We start from the raw sequence: 19,580 nt of genomic DNA, 5'->3' as shown, positions 1-19,580 counted from the left end.
TCCCCCTCCTTACCGCTCACCGCTCCCCCTCCCACGGCGGGCGCAGACCGCGCACCCGGCGCCTGGCCCGCAGATAGCCGAGCGGCCCGTACAGCATGCCCCGGCGCTCCAGCCGGGACAGCGAGCGCGGCCACGCGTATCCGCGCGCGCCGTGCTCGCCCGGCACCGCCTCCTCCCCGGCGCCGCGGTGGGCGCTGATGGCCAGGGCGTGGACGAGGCCGCGCGGCACCCGGGCGAGCATCGCGGGCAGCAGTGCCGGGCGGCGGGCGACGAGCGCGGTGAGGTACGCGGTGAGCCCGGCGCCGTATCCGTACGCCTGGTGCTCCAGGTCCTGCCAGGTCTCGCGGTGGTGGTGCCAGACCAGGGCGTCGGGGGTGTAGCCGAGGCGGTGGCCCGCGACGACGATCCGCGCGAAGGCGTACAGGTCGTCGCCGCCCCGGGCCGCGGTGCCGGTGCCGGTCGCCGGGTCGAAGCCGCCGATCGCGCGCAGGGCGCCGGCCCGGAACGCCATGTTGGCGCCGGAGCCGAACCGGCCGGCGGTGAACGGGAACAGCGGCTCGTCGGCGGGAGGCCTGCGCGGGTCGAAGCGGCGCGGCGCGAAGCCCTTGCTGAACCCGCCGTGGCTCTCCAGCAGGATCTGGGCGGACGTGGTGAGACGGGCGGGCAGGATCAGGCCCGTGACGCAGCCGAGCCGGGGGTCGGCCGCGAAGGGCGCGGTCAGCGAGGACAGCCAGCTCCGGTCGGCGATCACGTCGTCGTCGGTGAACGCGAGAACCTCGGCCCCCGCCACGGCGACGCCCCGGTTGTGCGCGGCGGCCAGACCCGGCACCGGCTCGACGGCGTAGCGCACGCCGCGCGGGGCGTAGTGGCGCTCCACGAGGAGACGGGTCCGCTCGGTCGCCGGGTTGTTGTCGACGACCACGATCTCGTGATCGGGATGGTCCTGGGCGAGCAACGAGTCGAGCGCGCGGGCGAGTTGAGCGGGTCGCTCCCGGGTACCGACGATCACCGAGGCCCGCGGGGGCGCGGCGACGGGCGCCGTCGGCGCTCCGGGCGCGGTCGGCACGGCCGGCGCGGCCCCGGCGAGCCGCGCGCGGGCCGCCGCCGCGAGGACCTCGGCCGCGTCCTCGCCCGCACCGACCCGCGCGAGCACCGTCCCGACCGGCCGCCCCCGCAGCCTGACCAGGACGTACACCTCACCGGGGCCGATCGGGGGGCCGCCGGGGGCCGGAGTCAGGGACAGGACGCTGCCGTCGGGCGAGTCGAGATCGAGCACCCCCACACCGATACCCGCACCGATATTCGCATCGAGACCCGCGCCGAGACCCGCACCGAGACCGACACCGGGCCCGACGCCCGGCCCGATGCCCAACCCGATGCCCGGCCCCGCCTCCCGCGGACCGCCGCCCGGCCCCGCCTCCCGCGCACCACTCTGCCCGCCCTGCCCGCCCTCTCCGCCCTGCCTGCTCAGCCCGCTGTCGCGCGGGCCCGCGGAACTCCCGCCCTCCGGCCGACGGGCGGAACCTCCGCCCTCCGGCCGCCGCGCCGCGGGTGACGATCTGTCCGACATCACTGTTCCCCCCGTGCTCCGGGTCGTTCCTCGTGGCCTCGGTGGCCGCGCCCCGTGGGGCTACTGTCCGGTGCCGCGCAGCCGGGCGGCCCGCTTGAGGCCGCGCTGCGCGAACTCGGCGAGACGTGGCCGCTCGCGTACGAAGCCGTGCGCCCGGCGCGCGGGCTCCCGGCCGATCCAGTGCAGCACCGCGCCCGTGCCCGGCCGGGTGGACGCCCCCTCGTACACCGGTATCTCCCCCGTCTTCAGCGCGTCCTTGTACTCGGCGGCCCCCCGGCCGAGGTCGAGCATCCCGATGCCCTCGGCCGCCGCGGCCTCGGCCATCCGCAGATGGAGCACCAGGCCCGGCGAGTACTTGGCGAACTCCGGGTCGTACGCCGGGAACCAGCAGGCCAGCACCGTGCGCGAGCGCAGCCCGAAGTGCGCGGCGACCGGCCGGCCGCCCGCGTACAGCACCGAGAGCACCCCCGAGCAGCCGGGTGCGCGGGTGTGGGCCAGCTGCCGCACCAGCGTCTGGATCCACTCCTGGGCGAAGCGGTCACGCCGCCCGGTGCGGCGGTACTGCGCGGACTTCCACTCCATGAGCCGGACCAGCGCCGCGGGATCCCGCTCGTCGAAGACGAACCTGACCTCCCCGGCCTGCCGCCCGAGCCTGCGCTCCTTGGCGGTGGTGGTCCGGAAGAACTTCGGCGACTGCTGCCGCAGGACCGACTCGTACGCCGCGTATCCGGCGCCCACGTCGATGACGAAGGAGGCGTAGCGGGCCGCCGCGTCCGGCGCGAAGAGCGACTGCCCCTCCTCCAGGTTGTCGAACGCCCAGGACGACACACCGCAGGCCCGCAACAACTCGCCCTGCTTCAACGCCAGTTGGGGAGCGGCTATGACGCCCTGACAGTCCGAGACACCGAATCCGATGGCCCGGCCCTGCCCCAACGCGCCCTTCTCATAAGGGAAGAAGGCCACGGGCTCATCGCCGTCACGGACCACGGCCACCCGCGCCGATGCCCTGACCCGCCCGACGGCCAGGGTGAACTCCGGCTCCATGAAAGGATTCTCCGGCGCCTGAGACTTGGCCCGCAGCTCGCGCCAGACCTCAAGATCCCCGGCGCTCAGATCACCCGGCCGCACCACCCGTATCCGCCCCCGGTCACGCTCGACGGCGCCCCGCGCGCGCTGACTGCTCACCTCTCGACCCCCCGGTCCTCCCCCGAGCCACGCTGAACCTGGACGGTACCGGCGGATTTCACCCGACGGTAGGGAGCCTCCGGTGCTTTGTGGCCGTGCGGGGAAACCCGGTACGCCGCCGTCACTGCGCGCGGGCGCCCCGGTCGCGCGCACCGGGTTCGGGTCATGAGCTAATGCACGGTATGAGCTACTTCATGACCGACCTGTCGGGCACCTCGGTCGAGGCGCCCGACGAGGCGACGATGCGCACGATCCTCGACGGCCTCGCCGACGCCGACGACGAGCACCCCGATGTCTCCCTGACCCACGAGAACGGCTGGTCGCTCAGCGCCTTCCCCAGCGGCGAACTGCTCTGGCTCCTGTGGGAGAACCTGGACGACCCGGACGCGCCCCCGCGCCAGCTCGCCGGGGTGACCCGCGAGGAGGTGCTGCGGCTCTTCGGGCTGCTCGCGCAGGGCGAGACCGCGGAGATCGACCGGCTCGCCGGTTCCTGATCCCGCGTCCGCCGGGGCCCGGCGGACGTCGCCGCGCCCCCAGGGACGGACCTCCGGGGCCGGACCTCCGGGCCGGGCCCATGGGGACCGGCTCAGACCACCTTGCGGCCCGCCCGCCAGACCTCGCTGACCAGCGGGACACCGGGACGGTAGGCGAGGTGGACGTACGAGGGCGCGTCCAGGAACGCCAGGTCGGCGCGGGAGCCCGGGGCCAGACGGCCGATGTCGGTGCGCCGCAGGGCCGCGGCGCCGCCCGCGGTCGCCGCCCAGATCGCCTCGTCGGGGGTCATCCCCATGTCGCGCACGGCGAGTGCGATGCAGAACGGCATCGAGGACGTGAACGAGGAACCCGGGTTGCAGTCGGTGGACAGCGCCACGGTCGCCCCGGCGTCCAACAGCCGCCTGGCGTCCGGCCATGGGGCGCGCGTGGAGAACTCGGCGCCGGGCAGCAGGGTCGCCACCGTGTCGCCGCTCGCGAGGGCGTCGACGTCCGCGTCGGTGAGGTGGGTGCAGTGGTCGGCGGAGGCGGCCCCCAGCTCCACGGCGAGCCGCACACCCGGCCCGTACGTCAGCTGGTTGGCGTGGACGCGCGCGAGCAGCCCCTTGGCCTGGCCGGCGGTGAGGATCGCCCGCGCCTGGTCCCCGTCGAAGGCGCCCTTCTCGCAGAACACGTCCACCCACCGGGCGTACGGGGCGCAGGCGTCCAGCATCGCGCCGGTGACCAGATCGACGTAGCCGGCCGGGTCGTCGGCGTACTCGGGGGCCACGATGTGGGCGCCGAGGTAGGTGACCTCGTCGGTGTACTGGGCCGCGATGCGCAGCGCGCGGGCCTCGTCCTCGACCGTGAGGCCGTACCCGGACTTGGTCTCCAGCGTCGTGGTGCCCTGCCGCAGCGCCTCGGCGAGGTAGCGGGCGACGTTCGCCCCCAGCTCCTCGTCGCTCGCGGCGCGGGTGGCGGCGACGGTGGTGCGGATGCCGCCGGCGGCGTACGCCTGGCCGCTCATACGGGCGTTGAACTCCTGGGTCCTGTCGCCCGCGAAGACGAGGTGGGAGTGGGAGTCGACGAAGCCGGGGATGACGGCGCGGCCCTGCGCGTCGACGGCGTCGTCGGCGGGCGGGGCGTCGGCCGTGCGGCCCGTCCAGACGATGGTGTCGCCCTCGATGAGGAGGGCGGCGTCCTGGATGAGGCCGAGGGGGCCGGAATCGTGTTGGGGGTCGTTGGTGAGGAGGGTGGTGATGTTCCGTACGAGGGTGGTGCGCATGGTGTCCTTTCTATCCCCACCCCACCCCTTCCCGAGACCCTCCGGGGGGTGGGTGCGGCTCGTATGTACCTGATCACGCAGTTCCCCGCGCCCCTAGCTGCACCGGTGCCGGCCAGCATGTGCATCCTCAGCCCGTCCGGCGTTTGAGGACGAGCGCCCTTCAGGCGCGAAGGGGGGTTCGGGGGCGCAGCCCCTGAGCAGGGGTGCAGGGGGGCGGAGCCCCCGCTGGGGTTCGAGGGGCGGAGCCCCTCAGGGGGTCTGGGGCGCAGCCCCAGGGGCCCAGCCCGTACAACCCGCTGCACGGGCGGGTGGGTGGGCAAACCCCTCGGGGTCTGGGGCGGAGCCCCAGGGGCCGAACCCTTCCAGCCCGCTGCACGGGCGGGTGGGTGGGCGAACCCCCCAGGGGCTGGGGCGGAGCCCCAGGGGCCGAACCTTCCAACCCCCTGCACGGGTGGGCAAACCCCCCGGGTCAACGGGTCAGGTGGGTGATGGCCTTGGCCAGGGCCGACGGGACGTCGGGGAGGAGGGCGTGGGCGCCGGCCCGCACAATGGGCCGACCCCCCACCACGACGTCCGTGACATCCGCCCCCGACGCCGCAAACACAGCAACCTCCCCCGCAAGCCGCCCCACAGCCCCCACCGTACGTACGGAACTCAGCGAGATCGTGGCGAGATCGGCAAGCGCCCCCACCTCGATCCGCCCCGCCTCCCCCCAACCCAGCGCCGCATGCCCGTCGACGGTGGCCGCCCGCAGCAGCGCCGCCGCCGTCCAGTGCCCGCGCGTCCGGCTGCGCAGGCGCTCGTCGAGCTCCATGGCCCGCGCCTCTTCAAGGATGTCGATCACGGCGTGGCTGTCACTGCCGAGCGAGAGCGGGGACCCGGCCCGCTGGAGGGCGAGCGCGGGCCCGATCCCGTCGGCGAGGTCGCGTTCGGTGGTGGGGCACATGCAGGTGCCCGTACCACTGGAGCCGAGGAGCGCGATGTCCCCGTCGGTGAGGTGGGTGTTGTGGACGCCGGTGGTCCGCGCCCCGAGCACCCCGTGCTCGGAGAGCAGCTGGGTGGGCGTCATGCCGTACGCCTTGAGGCAGCCCTCGTTCTCCGCGATCTGCTCGGAGAGGTGGACGTGGAGCGGGGCCCGCCGCTCCTGGGCCCACTGGGCGACGGTGCCCAACTCCCGCGCGGGGACGGCCCGTACGGAGTGGACGGCCGCGCCGATCCGCGCGTGCCCCTGCTCCTTGAGCGCAGAGCAGCGCTGGGCCCAGGTGTCGGCGGCGCCGTCGGAGAAGCGCAGCTGGTGGCGGTCGGGCGCGGCCCCGAACCCGGAGGAGAGGTAGGCGGTGTCGAGCAGCGTGATGCGGATTCCGGCGTCGGCCGCCGCGGCGATCAGCGCCTCGCCCATCGCGTTGGGGTCGTCGTACGGAGTGCCGCCGGGCGCGTGGTGCAGATAGTGGAACTCGCCGACGGCGGTGATCCCGGCCAGCGCCATCTCCGCGTACACCGCGCGGGCCAGCGCGTAGTAGGAGTCCGGGGTGAGCCGGGAGGCGACCTGGTACATGACCTCGCGCCAGGTCCAGAACGTCCCCGAGCCCACCTGGACGGTGGAGCGCAGCGCCCGGTGGAAGGCGTGCGAATGGGTGTTGGCGAGGCCGGGCAGAGTGAACCCGCGCAGCACGACCGCGCCGGGCGGCGGGGTGCCGACGCCCTTGCGGACGGCGGTGATCCGCCCGTCGGCGACCTCCACGAGCACGTCCGGTTCGACCTCGGGGTCGAGCCAGGCGTGTTCCAGCCAGTACGTCACCTGCACGCCAGGCCCTCCAGTACATCGGCGAGTGCGAGCACACCGGCGACGCAGTCGTCCTCGCCGGCGGACTCGGCCGGCGAGTGCGAGACGCCGGTGGGGTTGCGTACGAAGAGCATGGCGGTCGGGATCGAGCCGGAGAGGATTCCGGCGTCGTGTCCCGCGCCGGTTCCCAGGACCGGGGTGTCCCCGCCAAGGATCTTGGCGAGCTCGTCGCGCAGGGCGTGCTCGAACTCCACGACGGGCGTGAAGGACTCGCGCACGACGTTCAGGTCCACGCCGTCGCGCTCGGCCCGCTCCCGTGCGGCCCGCTCGATCGCGGCGACGACCGTGTCCAGGGTGGACTGGTCGGCGGCGCGCGAGTCCAGCCAGCCGCGCACCATCGACGGGATGGCGTTGACGCCGTTGGGCTCGCAGGAGATCTTGCCGAACGTGGCGACGGCGCCCGCGAGTTGGGCCTCGCGGCGGGCGGCGAGGACCGTCTCGGCGTACGTCAGCATCGGATCGCGGCGGTCGACCAGACGGGTGGTGCCCGCGTGGTTGGCCTCCCCGGCGAAGTCGAATCGCCAGCGGCCGTGCGGCCAGATGGCCGAGGCGATGCCGACGGCGTCCCCGCTGAGGTCGAGGGCCCGGCCCTGTTCGACGTGCAGCTCCACGAACGCGCCGATGCGGGCGAGGCGTTCGGGGTCGGGGCCGATGGCGTCCGGGTCGTACCCGGCGCGCTCCATGGCCCGGGGGAGGCTGATCCCGTCCTGGTCGCGCAGGCGGTGCGCGGCCTCGACGGTCAGCTGTCCCGCGGTCAGCCGGGAGCCCACGCAGGCGAGGCCGAACCGTGCGCCCTCCTCGTCACCAAAGTTGGTGATGGCGAGAGGACGGGTCAACTCGGCTCCGCGGCGCCGGAGTTCGTCGAGCGCGGCGAAGGACGAGACGACGCCCAGGGGGCCGTCGAAGGCGCCGCCGTCCGGGACGGAGTCCAGGTGCGAACCGGTGACGACGGCGTCGCCGGCCTCCGGGTCACCGGCCCAGGCCCACTGGTTGCCGTTGCGGTCGATCTCGTAGGTGAGCCCGCGGGACTCGGCCTGGGTCTTGAACCAGGCGCGGCAGTCGGTGTCGGCGGGGGTCCAGGCGTAGCGGCGGTAGCCGTGGGTGGTGGTGTCGCGGCCCAGGGGCCGCAGGTCGCGCCACATCTCCAGGAAGGAGGACCCTCCACTGCGCGGGGGCTCGATGCCGGGGTCGCCCTTGGGGTGCTCAGCAGGGCCGACCTCAGCAGCGCGCTCGGCGGAGGCCACCCCACCAACCCCGCTTTCGCCCGCGGACCGTGCCGGGTCGCTCGCGCAGTTCCCCGCGCCCCCAGCAGGACCGACCTCAGCAGCGCGCTCGGCGGAGGCCACCCCACCAACCCCGCTTTCGCCCGCGGACCGTACCGGGTCGCCCGCGCAGTTCCCCGCGCCCCTGGCAGGGTCGGCCTTGGCAGCGCCGGCCTCGGCAGGGCCGACCCCAGCAGAGCCGGACTCGGGGGCGGGTTCGGCAGGGCCCACCTCAGCCCGTCCGGCGATTGAGGACGAGCGCCGTTCAGGCGCGAACGGGGTCCGGGGCGGAGCCCCGGTGGGGGGTTCCGGGGTCCGGGGCGGAGCCCCGGTGAGGGGGTCGGGGTGCGGGGTCATTCGGGGGTGCCCTCTCGCATGGGGACGCGTACGCCCTTCTCGTCCGCCACCCGCTCCGCGATGTCGTACCCGGCGTCGACATGCCGGATGACCCCCATCCCGGGGTCGTTCGTCAGGACGCGCCGGATCTTCTCGCCCGCCAGCTTCGTACCGTCCGCCACCGACACCTGCCCCGCGTGGATGGAGCGGCCCATGCCGACCCCGCCGCCGTGGTGGATCGACACCCAGGACGCGCCGGAGGCCACGTTGACCATGGCGTTCAGGAGCGGCCAGTCGGCGATGGCGTCGGAGCCGTCGAGCATCGCCTCGGTCTCGCGGTACGGCGAGGCCACCGAGCCGCAGTCGAGGTGGTCGCGGCCGATCGCGAGCGGCGCGGCGAGGGTGCCGTTGCCGACCATGTCGTTGAACATGTCGCCGGCCTTGTCGCGCTCGCCCTGGCCGAGCCAGCAGATGCGCGCGGGCAGGCCCTGGAAGTGGACGCGCTCGCCGGCCATCTTGATCCAGCGGTGCAGCGACTCGTTCTCCGGGAACAGGTCGAGGATCGCCTTGTCGGTCTTGTGGATGTCGGACGCCTCGCCCGACAGGGCCGCCCAGCGGAAGGGGCCCCTGCCCTCGCAGAACAGCGGCCGGATGTAGGCCGGGACGAAGCCGGGGAAGGCGAACGCCCGCTCGTAGCCCGCCAGTTGGGCCTCGCCGCGGATGGAGTTGCCGTAGTCGAAGACCTCGGCGCCGGCGTCCAGGAAGCCGACCATCGCCTCGACGTGCCGGGCCATGGACTCACGGGCACGGCTGGTGAAGCCCGCCGGGTCCTTCGCCGCGTACGCCGCCATGTCGTCGAAGTCGACGCCGACCGGGAGGTAGGACAGCGGGTCGTGGGCCGAGGTCTGGTCGGTCACGATGTCGATCGGGGCGCCTTCGGCGAGCATCCGCGGCAGGAGCTCCGCCGCGTTGCCGAGCAGTCCGATCGACAGGGGGCGGCGGGCGTCACGGGCCTCGACGGCCAGCTGGAGCGCGTGCTCCAGCGAGTCGGCCTTCACATCGAGGTAGCGGTGCTCGATGCGGCGCTCGATGGCGCGCGGGTCGACGTCGATACAGATCGCCACGCCGTCGTTCATGGTGACCGCGAGCGGCTGGGCGCCGCCCATGCCGCCGAGGCCGGCGGTGAGCGTGATCGTGCCGGCCAGCGTCCCGCCGAACTTCTTCGCGGCGACGGCGGCGAACGTCTCGTAGGTGCCCTGGAGGATGCCCTGGGTGCCGATGTAGATCCAGGACCCGGCGGTCATCTGGCCGTACATGGTCAGACCCAGCTGCTCCAGACGGCGGAACTCCTCCCAGTTCGCCCAGTCGCCCACCAGGTTGGAGTTGGCGATCAGGACGCGCGGGGCCCACTCGTGGGTCTGCATGACGCCGACCGGGCGGCCCGACTGGACCAGCATCGTCTCGTCCTGCTTGAGGGTGCGCAGCGTCCGCACCATCGCGTCGAAGGAGCGCCAGTCGCGGGCGGCCTTGCCGGTGCCGCCGTAGACCACGAGCTTGTCGGGGTGCTCGGCGACCTCGGGGTCGAGGTTGTTCTGGAGCATGCGCAGGGCGGCTTCCTGCTGCCATCCCAGGGCGCTCAGTTCCGTACCGCGCGGTGCCCGTACGGGGCGGGGTCCTGACATGGCGATGCCTCCTCGTGACCTGATCCGGATATTCACATCCTGGGTCACTGAATAGAACTAGTCAATACATCCGTGGCACTGCGCTCGGGGCCGCCCGGTGATTGGCTTGATCGCATGACCTCCCAGGCAACGTCCCCCACGGCCGGGACGACGGCGGCCCTGCGCCGCGCACAGGCCGTGCGGGCCGCGGTGGAGCAGGGCCTGGCCGGGCCCGACGCCCCCATCGTCGCCCTGCTCGACATCACCGGCATCCGCGCGGGCGCCGCCGCCCTGCGGGAGGCGTTCGCGGCCGTCACCGACGGGCCGGTGCTGCACGCCTTCGCCGTGAAGGCCTGTCCGCTGGTGCCGGTGCTGCGGCTGCTGGGCGCCGAGGGCCTGGGCGCCGAGGTCGCGAGCCCCGGCGAGCTGGCGCTGGCCAGGGCCGCCGGGATCGACGCCGTCCACACGGTGCTCGACTCACCGGCCAAGACCACGGCCGAGCTGAGCGAGGCGCTCGCCCTCGGCATCGCCGTCAACGCGGACAACCCGCAGGAGCTGGCCCGCCTGGACGGGCTGATCGCCGCCCGGGAGGCCGACGGGCCCGACGGCGTCGCCCTCGCCTCACCGGTGGGCCTGCGCATCAACCCCCAGCTGGGCGCCGGCTCCATCGACGCGCTGTCCACGGCCACCGCCACCTCCAAGTTCGGGGTGGCCCTGCTCGACGACGGCGCCCGCGAGTGGGTCGTGCGTTCGTACGCCGAGCGACCCTGGCTGACCCGGCTGCACACCCACTCCGGATCGCAGGGCGTGGCGCTCGCCCTGATGGCCCAGGGCGTCCGGGTCGCCTACGAGCTGGCCGAGGAGATCAACGCGACGGTGGGCCGGCGGCAGGTCGACACCATCGACATCGGCGGCGGCCTCCCGGTCAATTTCGGCTCCGACGAGGAGACGCCGACGTACGCCGCCTACGCCCGTCTCCTGAAGGAGGAGGTGCCGGGTCTGTTCGACGGGCGCTACGGCCTGGTGACGGAATTCGGCCGCTCGCTGCTGGCCAAGCACGGCACCGTCCTCGCCCGGGTCGAGTACGCGAAGAGCTCGGGCGGCCGGCCCATCGCGGTCACCCACGCCGGGGTGCAGATCGCGGCCCGTACCGTGTACGCACCCGCGTCCTGGCCGCTGCGGATCGAGGCGTACGACCCCAAGGGCCGCCCCAAGCAGGGGCCGGCCGTCGCGCAGGACATCGCGGGCCCGGCCTGCTTCGCGGGCGATCTGCTCGCCGAGAACCGCCCCCTGCCGCTGCTCGAACAGGGCGACTACACGGCGGTTCTGGACACCGGCGCGTACTATTTCGCCCACCACTATTCCTACAACTCCCTTGCCAGGCCCGGGATTCACGGCTTCACAGCCACCGCGGAGGGTGTCCGGTTCGCGACCGTGCGCAGCCCGCAGTCCGTCGAGGACCTGGTCGCGGAGGCCGGCGGCGAGCACGCCGACGCCCTGGTGTGAGCCACCGTCGACACTCGGCCGGATACGTCGAACTCGTGGGCCCGCACCGGGAGTTCGGATCTGCCCGAAGGGCGGCACCCTAGCCAAGCCGGGCATGCGCCGCTGGAAAATGCCAGAACTCCCACCAGCGGATGCGACGGTGCGTAACGTCTCCGTCGCTGCCGTGCCACTCGACCCGGCGGCCCCAGGACATCCATGCGCCGCGCCGGGAGGGGGTTCCGCGTGCCCGGAATCGACGAGTGCCTGCTTGAGGCGATGCTGCTGCCCGGAGCGCTCGGGGCGGGTGTGGCCGACTGGACGAGCGGGCTGGCCCTCGGAGCCATCGGCCAGTCGCCCGGCGGCGACCACGAGGCCACCGCGGCCGAGACCGCGGAACTGGCCCGCACGGCCGCCGAGCACCCGGGCTTCGGCGTGCCGGCCGGCACCGGCGCCGAGGACCGGCCGGTCGCGGAGCCGCCCGTCGAGGACCTGATCATCACCACCCGGACCGCCTACCACGTGCTCTGCTTCGTCGACACGGCCTTCGACAGCAGCGTCTTCCTGCACCTGTGGCTGGACCGCGAGGAGGGCAACCTCGCGCTGGCCCGGCTGCGGCTGCGCGATCTGGCCGAGCGGCTGGTGCTGTGATGAGCACCGCGCTGGAGAGACCCGTCCAGGGGGCGCGCACCGCCGTCTCCCCCATGCTCATACGCCTGGTGGCCGAACGGGCCACCGGAGCCCTGCTGCGCGACCGGGGCACGCTCTACCTCCGCGACGGCCAGGTGGTGCACGCCGAGAGCCCCGCGGCGCCCGGCATCGACGTGCTGCTCACCACCGCCGGCCGACTGCGGCCCGAGGGCTGGGCCGAGGCCGTCGACCGGGCGGGCCCGCTCGGCCGGGTCGCCCGCTTCCTGGTGGAGAGCGGCCAGGTGGGCGACGGCGAACTGGAGCTCTGCCACCTCGGCGCCCTGCACGACGCGGCGTTCTTCGCGCTGGCCCCCACCAGCGGGCCCACCCGCTTCCGCTACGGCGTGGCGCACTGGATGGGGACGGTGCGGCCCGTCCCGGCGGCGGCCGTGGAGCGCGAGGTGGCCCGCCGGCGCGAACTGCTCGACCGGATCTGGCCGACGCCCGACCTGGACGCCGCCCCCCTCATGCGCGGCAGGCCCTCCCCGGACGCGCCGCTCACCCCGCGCCAGCGGGCGGTGCTCGCCCGGGTCGACGGCCGGCGCACCCCGCAGGACATCGCGCGCGAGCTGGGCCGCCCCGCCTTCCACACCCTGATCGACGTGCGCAGGCTGGCGGCGGCCGGTGCCGTCGAGACCCCCCGAACTCCCGCGCCGACGCCGGACCTCGGCGCGTCGTGGGCCGCCCGGATGGCGGCGGAGACCACCACCGCCCCCGATGTCGCGCTGCTCCGGCGGCTGCGCGACGCACTGGAGGCCACGCTGTGATCCGCGCCCTGCGGCAGCGCGCCGAGAGGAGACAGCTCATGGCGGCGGAGGCGGAAGTCGCTGAAGTCCTGGAAGAACTACGGCGGTTGAGGGCACGGCTGCCTCAACTGACCGGCGCGCTCGCGGCGAGCTCGGACGGCTTCGTGCTCGCCCAGGACGGTGCGGCCGACGCGGTGGAGGGTGTCGCCGCGCTCACCGCCGCGGCCCTGGGCGTGGCCCAGCGGCTGACCGAGACCACCGGCCAGGGCGGCTTCCGCGAGCTGCTCGTGCGCGGCGACCGGGGTTATGTCGCCACCTACGCGGCGGGCTCCACCGCCGTGCTCACCCTCCTCGCGGAACCCCGCGTCAACGTCGGCCGGCTGCACCTCGAAGCGCGCCGCTCCAGCACGCGCGTCGGCGAGCTGATCGACGGCGCCCTCGACCGGCAGGAGACCCCATGAACGGCACCGGCACACCGAGCCGGAACAGCCCCCGAAGGAAAGGGAGTACGACCCCGATGAGCAACACCGAAACCACGCTCAAGGAAGCGATGACCTCGATCGAGGGCAGCCTGGGCGCCGCCCTCGTCGACTACAGCAGCGGCATGGCCCTCGGCACCCTCGGCGGGGGCAAGGACCTCGACCTGGCGGTGGCCGCGGCGGGCAACACCGATGTGGTGCGCGCCAAGGTGCGGACGATGGAGATGCTCGGCCTCAAGGACGAGATCGAGGACATCCTGATCACGCTCGGCGGCCAGTACCACCTGATCCGGCTCCTCAAGGGCCGGGGCAACAACGGGCTGTTCCTGTACCTGGCGCTGGACAAGAAGCGGGCCAACCTCGCGATGGCCCGCCACCAGCTGAAGAAGATCGAGGACGGACTGGAGATCTGAACACACCGGCATCCCCGGAGCCGGTCCCGGCCGGGCCGTCCAACTCCGGCCCGCCCCAGGGCAGTTCAGCGGCGCCGCCCCCCACCGGGCGCGGCGCCGCCGGCCCCGGCCACCCGTGAGCCCGGTACGGCCCCGCGCGGTCCCGTACCGGGCTAGTCCACGAACAGGCCCCGCGCCGCGGCCTTCGCGTCGAACTCCTCCAGGCGGGCCTGCGCGTCCGGCAGGTCGTCGCACATGGCTTCCAGCAGGACGCGGCCGAGCAGCATCGGCGCGCACGCGGTGTCGAAGGCGAGCCCGGTGCCGACGGCCGCCGGGATGAGCAGGTCGCTGTACTTGGCGACCGGCGCGAACGCCGAGTCGGCGACCGTGACCACGGTGAGCCCGGCCGACTGCGCGTACGCCAGCGCCTCCACGACCTCACGGGGATGGCGCGGCAGCGCGAAGCAGAGCAGCGCGGAGGCGCCCGCCCGGAGCGCCGCGTCGATCCGGTCGGCCAGCATGGTGCCGCCCTCGTCGAGCAGGCGCACATCGGGGTGGACCTTGGCCGCGAAGTAGGCGAAGCCGCGCGCCTGAGAGGAGGCGGCGCGCAGACCGAGCACGGGCAGCGGCCGGGAGGCGGCGAGCAGCCGGCCCGCGTCCTCGACCGGGCCGGGATCGGCGAGCAGGCCCGCCAGGTGCTGGAGGTTCTCGATCTCGGCCCGCACCGCCTGCTGGTACTCGTTGTACGAGGTCTCGGCGCTGTCGTCGGCCGGGGCGGGGGCCACCTCGCGCAGATGGCGGCGCAGCGCCGGATAGCCGTCGAAGCCGAGGGCGACCGCGAACCGGGTCACCGAGGGCTGGCTGACGCCGGCCAGCTCGGCGAGCTCCACGCTGGAGAGGAACGGCACGTCGGCGGTGCGGCGCACCATGCAGTGGGCGATGCGCCGCTGGGTCGGCGTCAGTCTGCGCCCCTCGAAGAGCTGCTGCAGCCGTGCGGCAGGGCCCTCGGTCATGCCGTCCCCCTTCATGCGTACAGATCCTGGAACCGGTCGAGCAGTGCGGCCGCCCGGTCGACGTCCGCGGTCAGCGGCCGGTCACCGGCGTCCTCGTCGAGCACCGAGCAGGCGAGCGCGAACGCCCGGCCGACCGGAAGCTCCGGGTCGGGGGTGAGCCCGCGCTGGCGCAACGCCCGTACCGCGGCGACGAGTTCACACCCCACCACCAGGCGCAGCGGCCCGCCGGCCCGCAGGCTCTGGCGGGCCGCGAGCGAGGCGAAGCTGGCCTGCTCCTCGACGCCCCGAGAGAGTACAGCGTGGCCGAGCGAGGCAGGGGCGGCGAAGGCCCGCAGATCACCGAGCGCGGCCCCGGCCGCGTACTCCAGGATCATCACGCCCGACGAAGCCGGTTCGCCGTCGGCGAGGAACGGCTTGAGCCGGGTGTAGGCGGGCTCGTTGAGGGCGGAGAGGCGCGAGGTGGAGAGCCGGGCCACCTGGGTCACCGCGAGCCTGAAGTGGTCGAGCGCCAAAGCGAGTTGGGCCAGGTAGAAGCCGCCGTGGTGGTAGGCGGCGAGGTCGTCGGGCGAGATCAGGGGGTTCTCGGCGGCGGCGTTGATCTCGACGGCGAGCACCCCCTCCAGGGCCGCGGCCGCGTCGTGCGCGGGCCCGTGGATCTGCGGCAGACAGCGGAATCCGTACGGGTCCTGGATGCGCCCGAGCGGCGGGGTGGGCCGCTCGGGGGCGCCGAGCAGCGCGCGCATCCGGGCCGCGGTGGCGTAGGAGCCGGGGTGCGGCCGGGCCGCGTGCACGGGCTCCGCGTACGCCTCGTAGGAGCCGTCCACGGCCAGCAGCGAGAGGGCGCCCACGAGTTCGGTGGCCGCGACCAGGCGGCGCAGTTCGTCGAGGGCGAGCACGGCCTGGCCGAGGGTGAGGGCGTTGGAGCTGATCAGGGCGAGCGCGTCGTTGTTGTCGAGGGGCTGGGCGGCGGGCTCGGGGCCGCCCTGCCAGGGGTGCTCACCGGCCAGCGCCAGGCCGACCTGGGCGAGGGCGGCGATGTCGCCGGTGCCGACCGAGCCGAACTCGTTGACCACCGGGTGCGCCCCGGCCTCCAGGGCCTCGCACAAGGCGCTCACGACGGTGGGCCGCAGCCCGGCGCCGCCGGCGAGCAGCTGATTGGCCCGGACCGCGAGCATCGCGCGGACCTCGCGGGCGGGCAGCGGGGCGCCGATCGCGCCCGCGTGGCTGCGCAGCAGCCGCAGGCCGTGTCCGGCGGCCGCCTCGGTGGGCACGGCCTCGGTGCGGTTGGCCCCGACCCCGGTCGAGCGCCCGTACACCCGCCCGGACGCGGCGAGTTCGCGCGCGGTGTGCCAGGCGCGCTCGACGCGCCGCAGGGCCGGGGCGTCCGGCACGGGGCGCGCCGCGCCGTCGGCGATCCTGACGACGTCGGCGACCGGCAGGTGCGCGCCGTCGAGCACGACGGCCCGGTCCGCCGAACCCCGCGAGGCGTCCACGACGTGGGAGGACAGCATGCGCGAACACCACCATTTCAGGACGTGGCGGCAACGGCCCGGGTGCGGGCCGTCGACAAGTTATTCAGACACCGAGAACTCTGCATGACGATATACAGCCGGGCAAGCCCGCACGCCTCCTCGTCCCCCCGGGAGCCGATGGCCGCGCGGAGCGGATACGGGGGTTAGCCCCCGTGTGGATCCGGACGGCGCTGCGTACGTTGAAAACCATGGACGCCCGTGACACCGAGCCCAGGCCCAGCCTCACCAAGGACGCCGAGCTCAAGAAGGAACTCGACGCCACTCTGCACGCCCGCAGGGAGCTCGGCCCCGAGTACGAGTCCGCCCTCGTCGACTCCTTCCTGGAGAAGGTCGAGCAGCGGGTCGACACCTCGGTGGACCGGCGGGTGCGGCGGCAGCTGGCGGAACAGCAGATGGTGGTGACCCGCGGCGGACGCCCGGCGCCGAGCGGCTCGGAGAGCAACTTCGGCGAGCGCTTCGGCTTCGCCATGGTCTCGCTGATCCTCGCGGTGCCGCTGTCCGCGATCGGCGGGGTCAACGCGGGCTTCAAGGGCCTGCTGGTGACCTGGTTCGGCATCGTCGCCGTCAACGCCGTGCACGCCGCGCACCGCTGGCCGCGCCTGCGCCACCGCTCACACGACGACGACTGACGGGCGGGCGCCCCCGGGCACACGAGGCCCCGGCGCCCCATGCCGTTGCGCACAGGGCGGGCCGGGCCGCGGGAGAGCGGATGAACGGAGAGCGGCGGAGCTGACCGCGGGGGCCGCCGAACCCCCGGTCGCCCGGGGTCGGGACGACGGCGGCCCCCGAGCGGGGCGCGGGACCGGGACACACCCCGCCGCGCCCTGGGCGCCGGCGGGAAGTCCGGGAGCCGCTCCGGAGGTTCCTCGACGCCACTGGCCCGCCGGACGGATCCCCCTGCCCGGGGTCCTTCCGCCGACGACCACCACTGTGCACGAGGCGTGTTAAGGCAGTGCTGCGCGCGCGTGTCGCGCGCGTTCCGGTTGGGCGACGGCTCCGGTGGCCCGCCGACTCCCGCCTCCCGCACGGGAGTTGGGCCCGGCGGGCACCGGGGCGCGGTCGTTACGCCAGCTGCTGCGGGGTGCGGGCCAGGAAGGCCAGCAGGTCCTGGCGGCTGACCACGCCGGTCGGCTTGCCCTCGACGAGCACGATCGCCGCGTCCGCCTTGCCGAGCACCGACATCAGGTCGCCGACCGGCTCGCCCGAGCCGACCTGCGGCAGCGGGGCGCTCATGTGCTTCTCCAGCGGGTCGTCGAGCAGGGCGCGCTGGGCGAACAGCGCGTCGAGCAGCTCGCGCTCCACGACCGAGCCGATGACCTCGGCGGCCATCACGTCGGGGTGCCCGGCGCCCGGCTTCACGATGGGCATCTGCGAGACGCCGTACTCGCGCAGCACCTCGATGGCCTGGCCGACCGTCTCCTCGGGGTGCATGTGCACCAGGGACGGCAGGTGGCCGGCCTCCTTGAAGCCGAGCACGTCCGAGACGCGCGCCGAGGGGCCGGCCTCCTCCAGGAAGCCGTAGTCCGCCATCCACTCGTCGTTGAAGATCTTCGAGAGGTAGCCGCGGCCGGAGTCCGGAAGCAGCACCACGACGACGTCGTCCGGGCCGAGGCCCTCGGCGACCTCGAGCGCGGCCACCACGGCCATGCCGCACGAGCCGCCCACCAGGAGACCCTCCTCCTTGGCCAGGCGGCGGGTCATCTGGAAGGAGTCCTTGTCGGACACGGCGACGATCTCGTCGGTCACCGTCTGGTCGTAGGCGGTCGGCCAGAAGTCCTCGCCGACGCCCTCGACCAGGTACGGCCGGCCGGAGCCGCCGCTGTAGACGGAGCCCTCCGGGTCCGCGCCGACGATCCGCACCTTCCCGTCACTGGCCTCCTTGAGGTAGCGCCCGGTGCCGCTGATGGTGCCGCCGGTGCCGACGCCCGCGACGAAGTGGGTGATCTTCCCCTCGGTCTGCTCCCACAGCTCGGGACCGGTGGTCTCGTAGTGCGAACGGGGGTTGTTCGGGTTGCTGTACTGGTCCGGCTTCCAGGCGCCGGGCGTCTCGCGCACCAGGCGGTCGGAGACGTTGTAGTACGAGTCCGGGTGCTCCGGGTCCACGGCGGTCGGGCAGACCACGACCTCGGCACCGTACGCGCGCAGCACGTTGATCTTGTCCGTGGAGACCTTGTCAGGGCAGACGAAGATGCACTTGTAGCCCTTCTGCTGGGCCACGATGGCCAGGCCCACACCCGTGTTGCCGCTGGTCGGCTCGACGATGGTGCCACCGGGCTTGAGCGCGCCGGACTGCTCGGCCGCCTCGATCATGCGGACGGCGATCCGGTCCTTCACCGAGCCGCCCGGGTTGAAGTACTCGACCTTGGCCAGGACTGTCGCCTGAATGCCCTGGGTCACACTGTTGAGCCTCACCAGCGGGGTGTTGCCTACGAGGCTGATCATCGAGTCGTGGAATCGCACCGTTGTCTCCGGGTCTCCGATTAGGTACCCGCCAGCGTATGCGGACCACGACGGGGTGTTCACCTTTGCACTGGATTGAGCGGCACCCGCTACCGGGCAGTTAGCTGTTGTACGACTGCAAGCTCCATGGAGGTGGCGGTGGCGGGGACCGGATCGAGGGCGAGGGTGGCACGGCGGATCGCGACGGGCGCGGCGTTCGGCGGCGGCGGCATCGGGCTGATCGCGGGGGCGGCGGTCGGCGTCGTCCTGGCCGAGCTCGCCCTCGCGAGACGCTCGGTGGCCGGCGCGGGCGGCTCCCCGCAGGTGCCGAACGCCGACGGGCTGTACGGCACCGCGTACGCGGACGGCACACCGCCCCTGAGGCTCGGCATGCTGGGTGATTCCACGGCGGCCGGGCAGGGGGTGCGCAGGGCGGGCCAGACGCCCGCTGCCCTGCTCGCCTCGGGGCTCGCGGCGGTCGCCGAGCGCATGGTGACGCTGCGGAACGTGGCCCTGCCGGGGGCCCGCTCGGACGATCTGGAGCGCCAGGTGTCGCTGCTGCTGGCCGACCCGGCCCGGCTCCCCGACGTGTGCGTGATCATGATCGGCGCGAACGACGTCACCACCCGGATGGCGCCCACCGCCTCGGTGCGCCATCTGTCCGCGGCCGTGCGCCGACTGCGCACCGCCGGGGCCGAGGTGGTGGTGGGCACCTGCCCGGACCTGGGCACCATCGAGCCGGTCTACCAGCCGCTGCGCTGGCTGGCCCGGCGGGTCTCGCGCCAGCTGGCCGCGGCCCAGACGATCGTGGTGGTGGAGCAGGGCGGGCGCACGGTCTCGCTGGGCCATCTGCTCGGCCCGGAGTTCGAGGCGAATCCGCGTGAGCTGTTCGGTCCGGACAACTACCACCCCTCCGCCGAGGGGTACGCGACCGCGGCGATGGCGGTGCTGCCCACGCTGTGCGCCGCGCTCGGTCTGTGGCCCGAGTCCGACCACCCCGACGCCTCGCGCAACGAGGACATCCTGCCGGTCGCCAAGGCGGCCTCGGCCGCGGCGGCCCAGGCCGGCACCGAGGTCACCGCGGCCCGTGCGCCCTGGGCGCTGCTGAAGTACCGCCGCCGCAGGCGCCTGCCGGCGGCGGTGGAGGAGCCGGCCCCCAACGGCTCGCACACCGGGCGCTGACGGCTCGGGCGG

At 74.0% G+C, this 19,580-nt stretch carries 17 protein-coding genes; 8 read left to right on the top strand and 9 right to left on the bottom strand.

Annotated features, from left to right (window positions below; all coding sequences use genetic code 11):
- Positions 1–16: 16 nt before the first annotated feature.
- A complete protein-coding gene (locus ACGF3I_RS31070) occupies positions 17–1,288 on the bottom strand; it encodes a glycosyltransferase (protein ID WP_393137912.1) in 1,272 nt (423 codons plus the stop codon).
- Positions 1,289–1,630: 342 nt separating this feature from the next.
- Positions 1,631–2,707, bottom strand: coding sequence for a GNAT family N-acetyltransferase (locus ACGF3I_RS31065; protein WP_393137910.1), 1,077 nt, complete (start codon positions 2,705–2,707; stop codon positions 1,631–1,633).
- 230 nt (positions 2,708–2,937) lie between these two features.
- Here ACGF3I_RS31065 and ACGF3I_RS31060 point away from each other — a divergent pair, with 230 nt between their 5' ends.
- Positions 2,938–3,249: a hypothetical protein gene (locus ACGF3I_RS31060; RefSeq protein ID WP_393137876.1), complete on the top strand. Its 312-nt coding sequence runs from the start codon at positions 2,938–2,940 to the stop codon at positions 3,247–3,249.
- Between the two features lie 92 nt (positions 3,250–3,341).
- Here ACGF3I_RS31060 and hutI read toward each other — a convergent pair whose 3' ends face one another.
- The 4 genes from hutI to hutU form a co-directional block, all read right to left on the bottom strand.
- Positions 3,342–4,511 (bottom strand): imidazolonepropionase, encoded by a 1,170-nt coding sequence (gene hutI, locus ACGF3I_RS31055; RefSeq protein ID WP_393137873.1) that lies wholly within the window; start codon positions 4,509–4,511, stop codon positions 3,342–3,344.
- A 469-nt stretch (positions 4,512–4,980) separates the two neighbouring features.
- The gene (locus ACGF3I_RS31050; protein WP_393137870.1) at positions 4,981–6,315 is read right to left on the bottom strand and encodes a formimidoylglutamate deiminase; all 1,335 of its coding nucleotides are present in this window, start codon (positions 6,313–6,315) and stop codon (positions 4,981–4,983) included.
- Positions 6,306–7,496, bottom strand: coding sequence for an allantoate amidohydrolase (locus ACGF3I_RS31045; RefSeq protein WP_393137908.1), 1,191 nt, complete (start codon positions 7,494–7,496; stop codon positions 6,306–6,308). Before ACGF3I_RS31045 ends, ACGF3I_RS31050 begins: the two co-directional genes overlap by 10 nt.
- A gap of 473 nt (positions 7,497–7,969) precedes the next feature.
- Positions 7,970–9,634, bottom strand: a complete 1,665-nt coding sequence (gene hutU / locus ACGF3I_RS31040) for a urocanate hydratase (protein WP_393137868.1) — start codon at positions 9,632–9,634, stop codon at positions 7,970–7,972.
- A gap of 114 nt (positions 9,635–9,748) precedes the next feature.
- Between hutU and ACGF3I_RS31035 the strand changes: the two genes are divergently transcribed.
- From ACGF3I_RS31035 to ACGF3I_RS31015, 5 genes are all read left to right on the top strand, one after another.
- Positions 9,749–11,119, top strand: a complete 1,371-nt coding sequence (locus ACGF3I_RS31035) for a diaminopimelate decarboxylase (protein WP_393137866.1) — start codon at positions 9,749–9,751, stop codon at positions 11,117–11,119.
- A 222-nt stretch (positions 11,120–11,341) separates the two neighbouring features.
- The gene (locus tag ACGF3I_RS31030; RefSeq protein WP_393137864.1) at positions 11,342–11,746 is read left to right on the top strand and encodes a hypothetical protein; all 405 of its coding nucleotides are present in this window, start codon (positions 11,342–11,344) and stop codon (positions 11,744–11,746) included.
- Positions 11,746–12,552 carry a transcriptional regulator gene (locus ACGF3I_RS31025; RefSeq protein ID WP_393137863.1) on the top strand — a complete coding sequence of 269 codons (807 nt, stop codon included), beginning with the start codon at positions 11,746–11,748 and terminating at the stop codon, positions 12,550–12,552. Before ACGF3I_RS31030 ends, ACGF3I_RS31025 begins: the two co-directional genes overlap by 1 nt.
- Positions 12,553–12,590: 38 nt before the next feature.
- Entirely contained in the window at positions 12,591–12,992 is a 402-nt protein-coding gene (locus tag ACGF3I_RS31020; RefSeq protein WP_393137861.1) for a roadblock/LC7 domain-containing protein, read from the top strand.
- Positions 12,993–13,048: 56 nt separating this feature from the next.
- Positions 13,049–13,423 carry a hypothetical protein gene (locus tag ACGF3I_RS31015; protein WP_393137859.1) on the top strand — a complete coding sequence of 125 codons (375 nt, stop codon included), beginning with the start codon at positions 13,049–13,051 and terminating at the stop codon, positions 13,421–13,423.
- Positions 13,424–13,575: 152 nt separating this feature from the next.
- Here ACGF3I_RS31015 and ACGF3I_RS31010 read toward each other — a convergent pair whose 3' ends face one another.
- Both ACGF3I_RS31010 and ACGF3I_RS31005 read right to left on the bottom strand, forming a co-directional pair.
- A complete protein-coding gene (locus tag ACGF3I_RS31010; protein WP_393137858.1) occupies positions 13,576–14,415 on the bottom strand; it encodes a MurR/RpiR family transcriptional regulator in 840 nt (279 codons plus the stop codon).
- Between the two features lie 11 nt (positions 14,416–14,426).
- Positions 14,427–15,926: an aromatic amino acid ammonia-lyase gene (locus ACGF3I_RS31005; RefSeq protein WP_393137856.1), complete on the bottom strand. Its 1,500-nt coding sequence runs from the start codon at positions 15,924–15,926 to the stop codon at positions 14,427–14,429.
- A gap of 209 nt (positions 15,927–16,135) precedes the next feature.
- Here ACGF3I_RS31005 and ACGF3I_RS31000 point away from each other — a divergent pair, with 209 nt between their 5' ends.
- The gene (locus ACGF3I_RS31000; RefSeq protein ID WP_393137854.1) at positions 16,136–16,576 is read left to right on the top strand and encodes a hypothetical protein; all 441 of its coding nucleotides are present in this window, start codon (positions 16,136–16,138) and stop codon (positions 16,574–16,576) included.
- 433 nt (positions 16,577–17,009) lie between these two features.
- Here the strand turns inward: ACGF3I_RS31000 and ACGF3I_RS30995 are convergent, their stop codons facing one another.
- Positions 17,010–18,407, bottom strand: coding sequence for a cystathionine beta-synthase (locus ACGF3I_RS30995; RefSeq protein WP_393137852.1), 1,398 nt, complete (start codon positions 18,405–18,407; stop codon positions 17,010–17,012).
- Between the two features lie 165 nt (positions 18,408–18,572).
- Between ACGF3I_RS30995 and ACGF3I_RS30990 the strand changes: the two genes are divergently transcribed.
- Positions 18,573–19,568 (top strand): SGNH/GDSL hydrolase family protein, encoded by a 996-nt coding sequence (locus tag ACGF3I_RS30990; protein ID WP_393137850.1) that lies wholly within the window; start codon positions 18,573–18,575, stop codon positions 19,566–19,568.
- Positions 19,569–19,580: the final 12 nt, after the last annotated feature.

The sequence above is a fragment of the Streptomyces sp. NPDC048111 genome (assembly GCF_043202815.1).
Taxonomy (GTDB): Bacteria; Actinomycetota; Actinomycetes; order Streptomycetales; family Streptomycetaceae; genus Streptomyces.
Note: the sequence above shows the minus strand (reverse complement) of the source record. Positions and strands in the feature narration are given on the sequence as shown.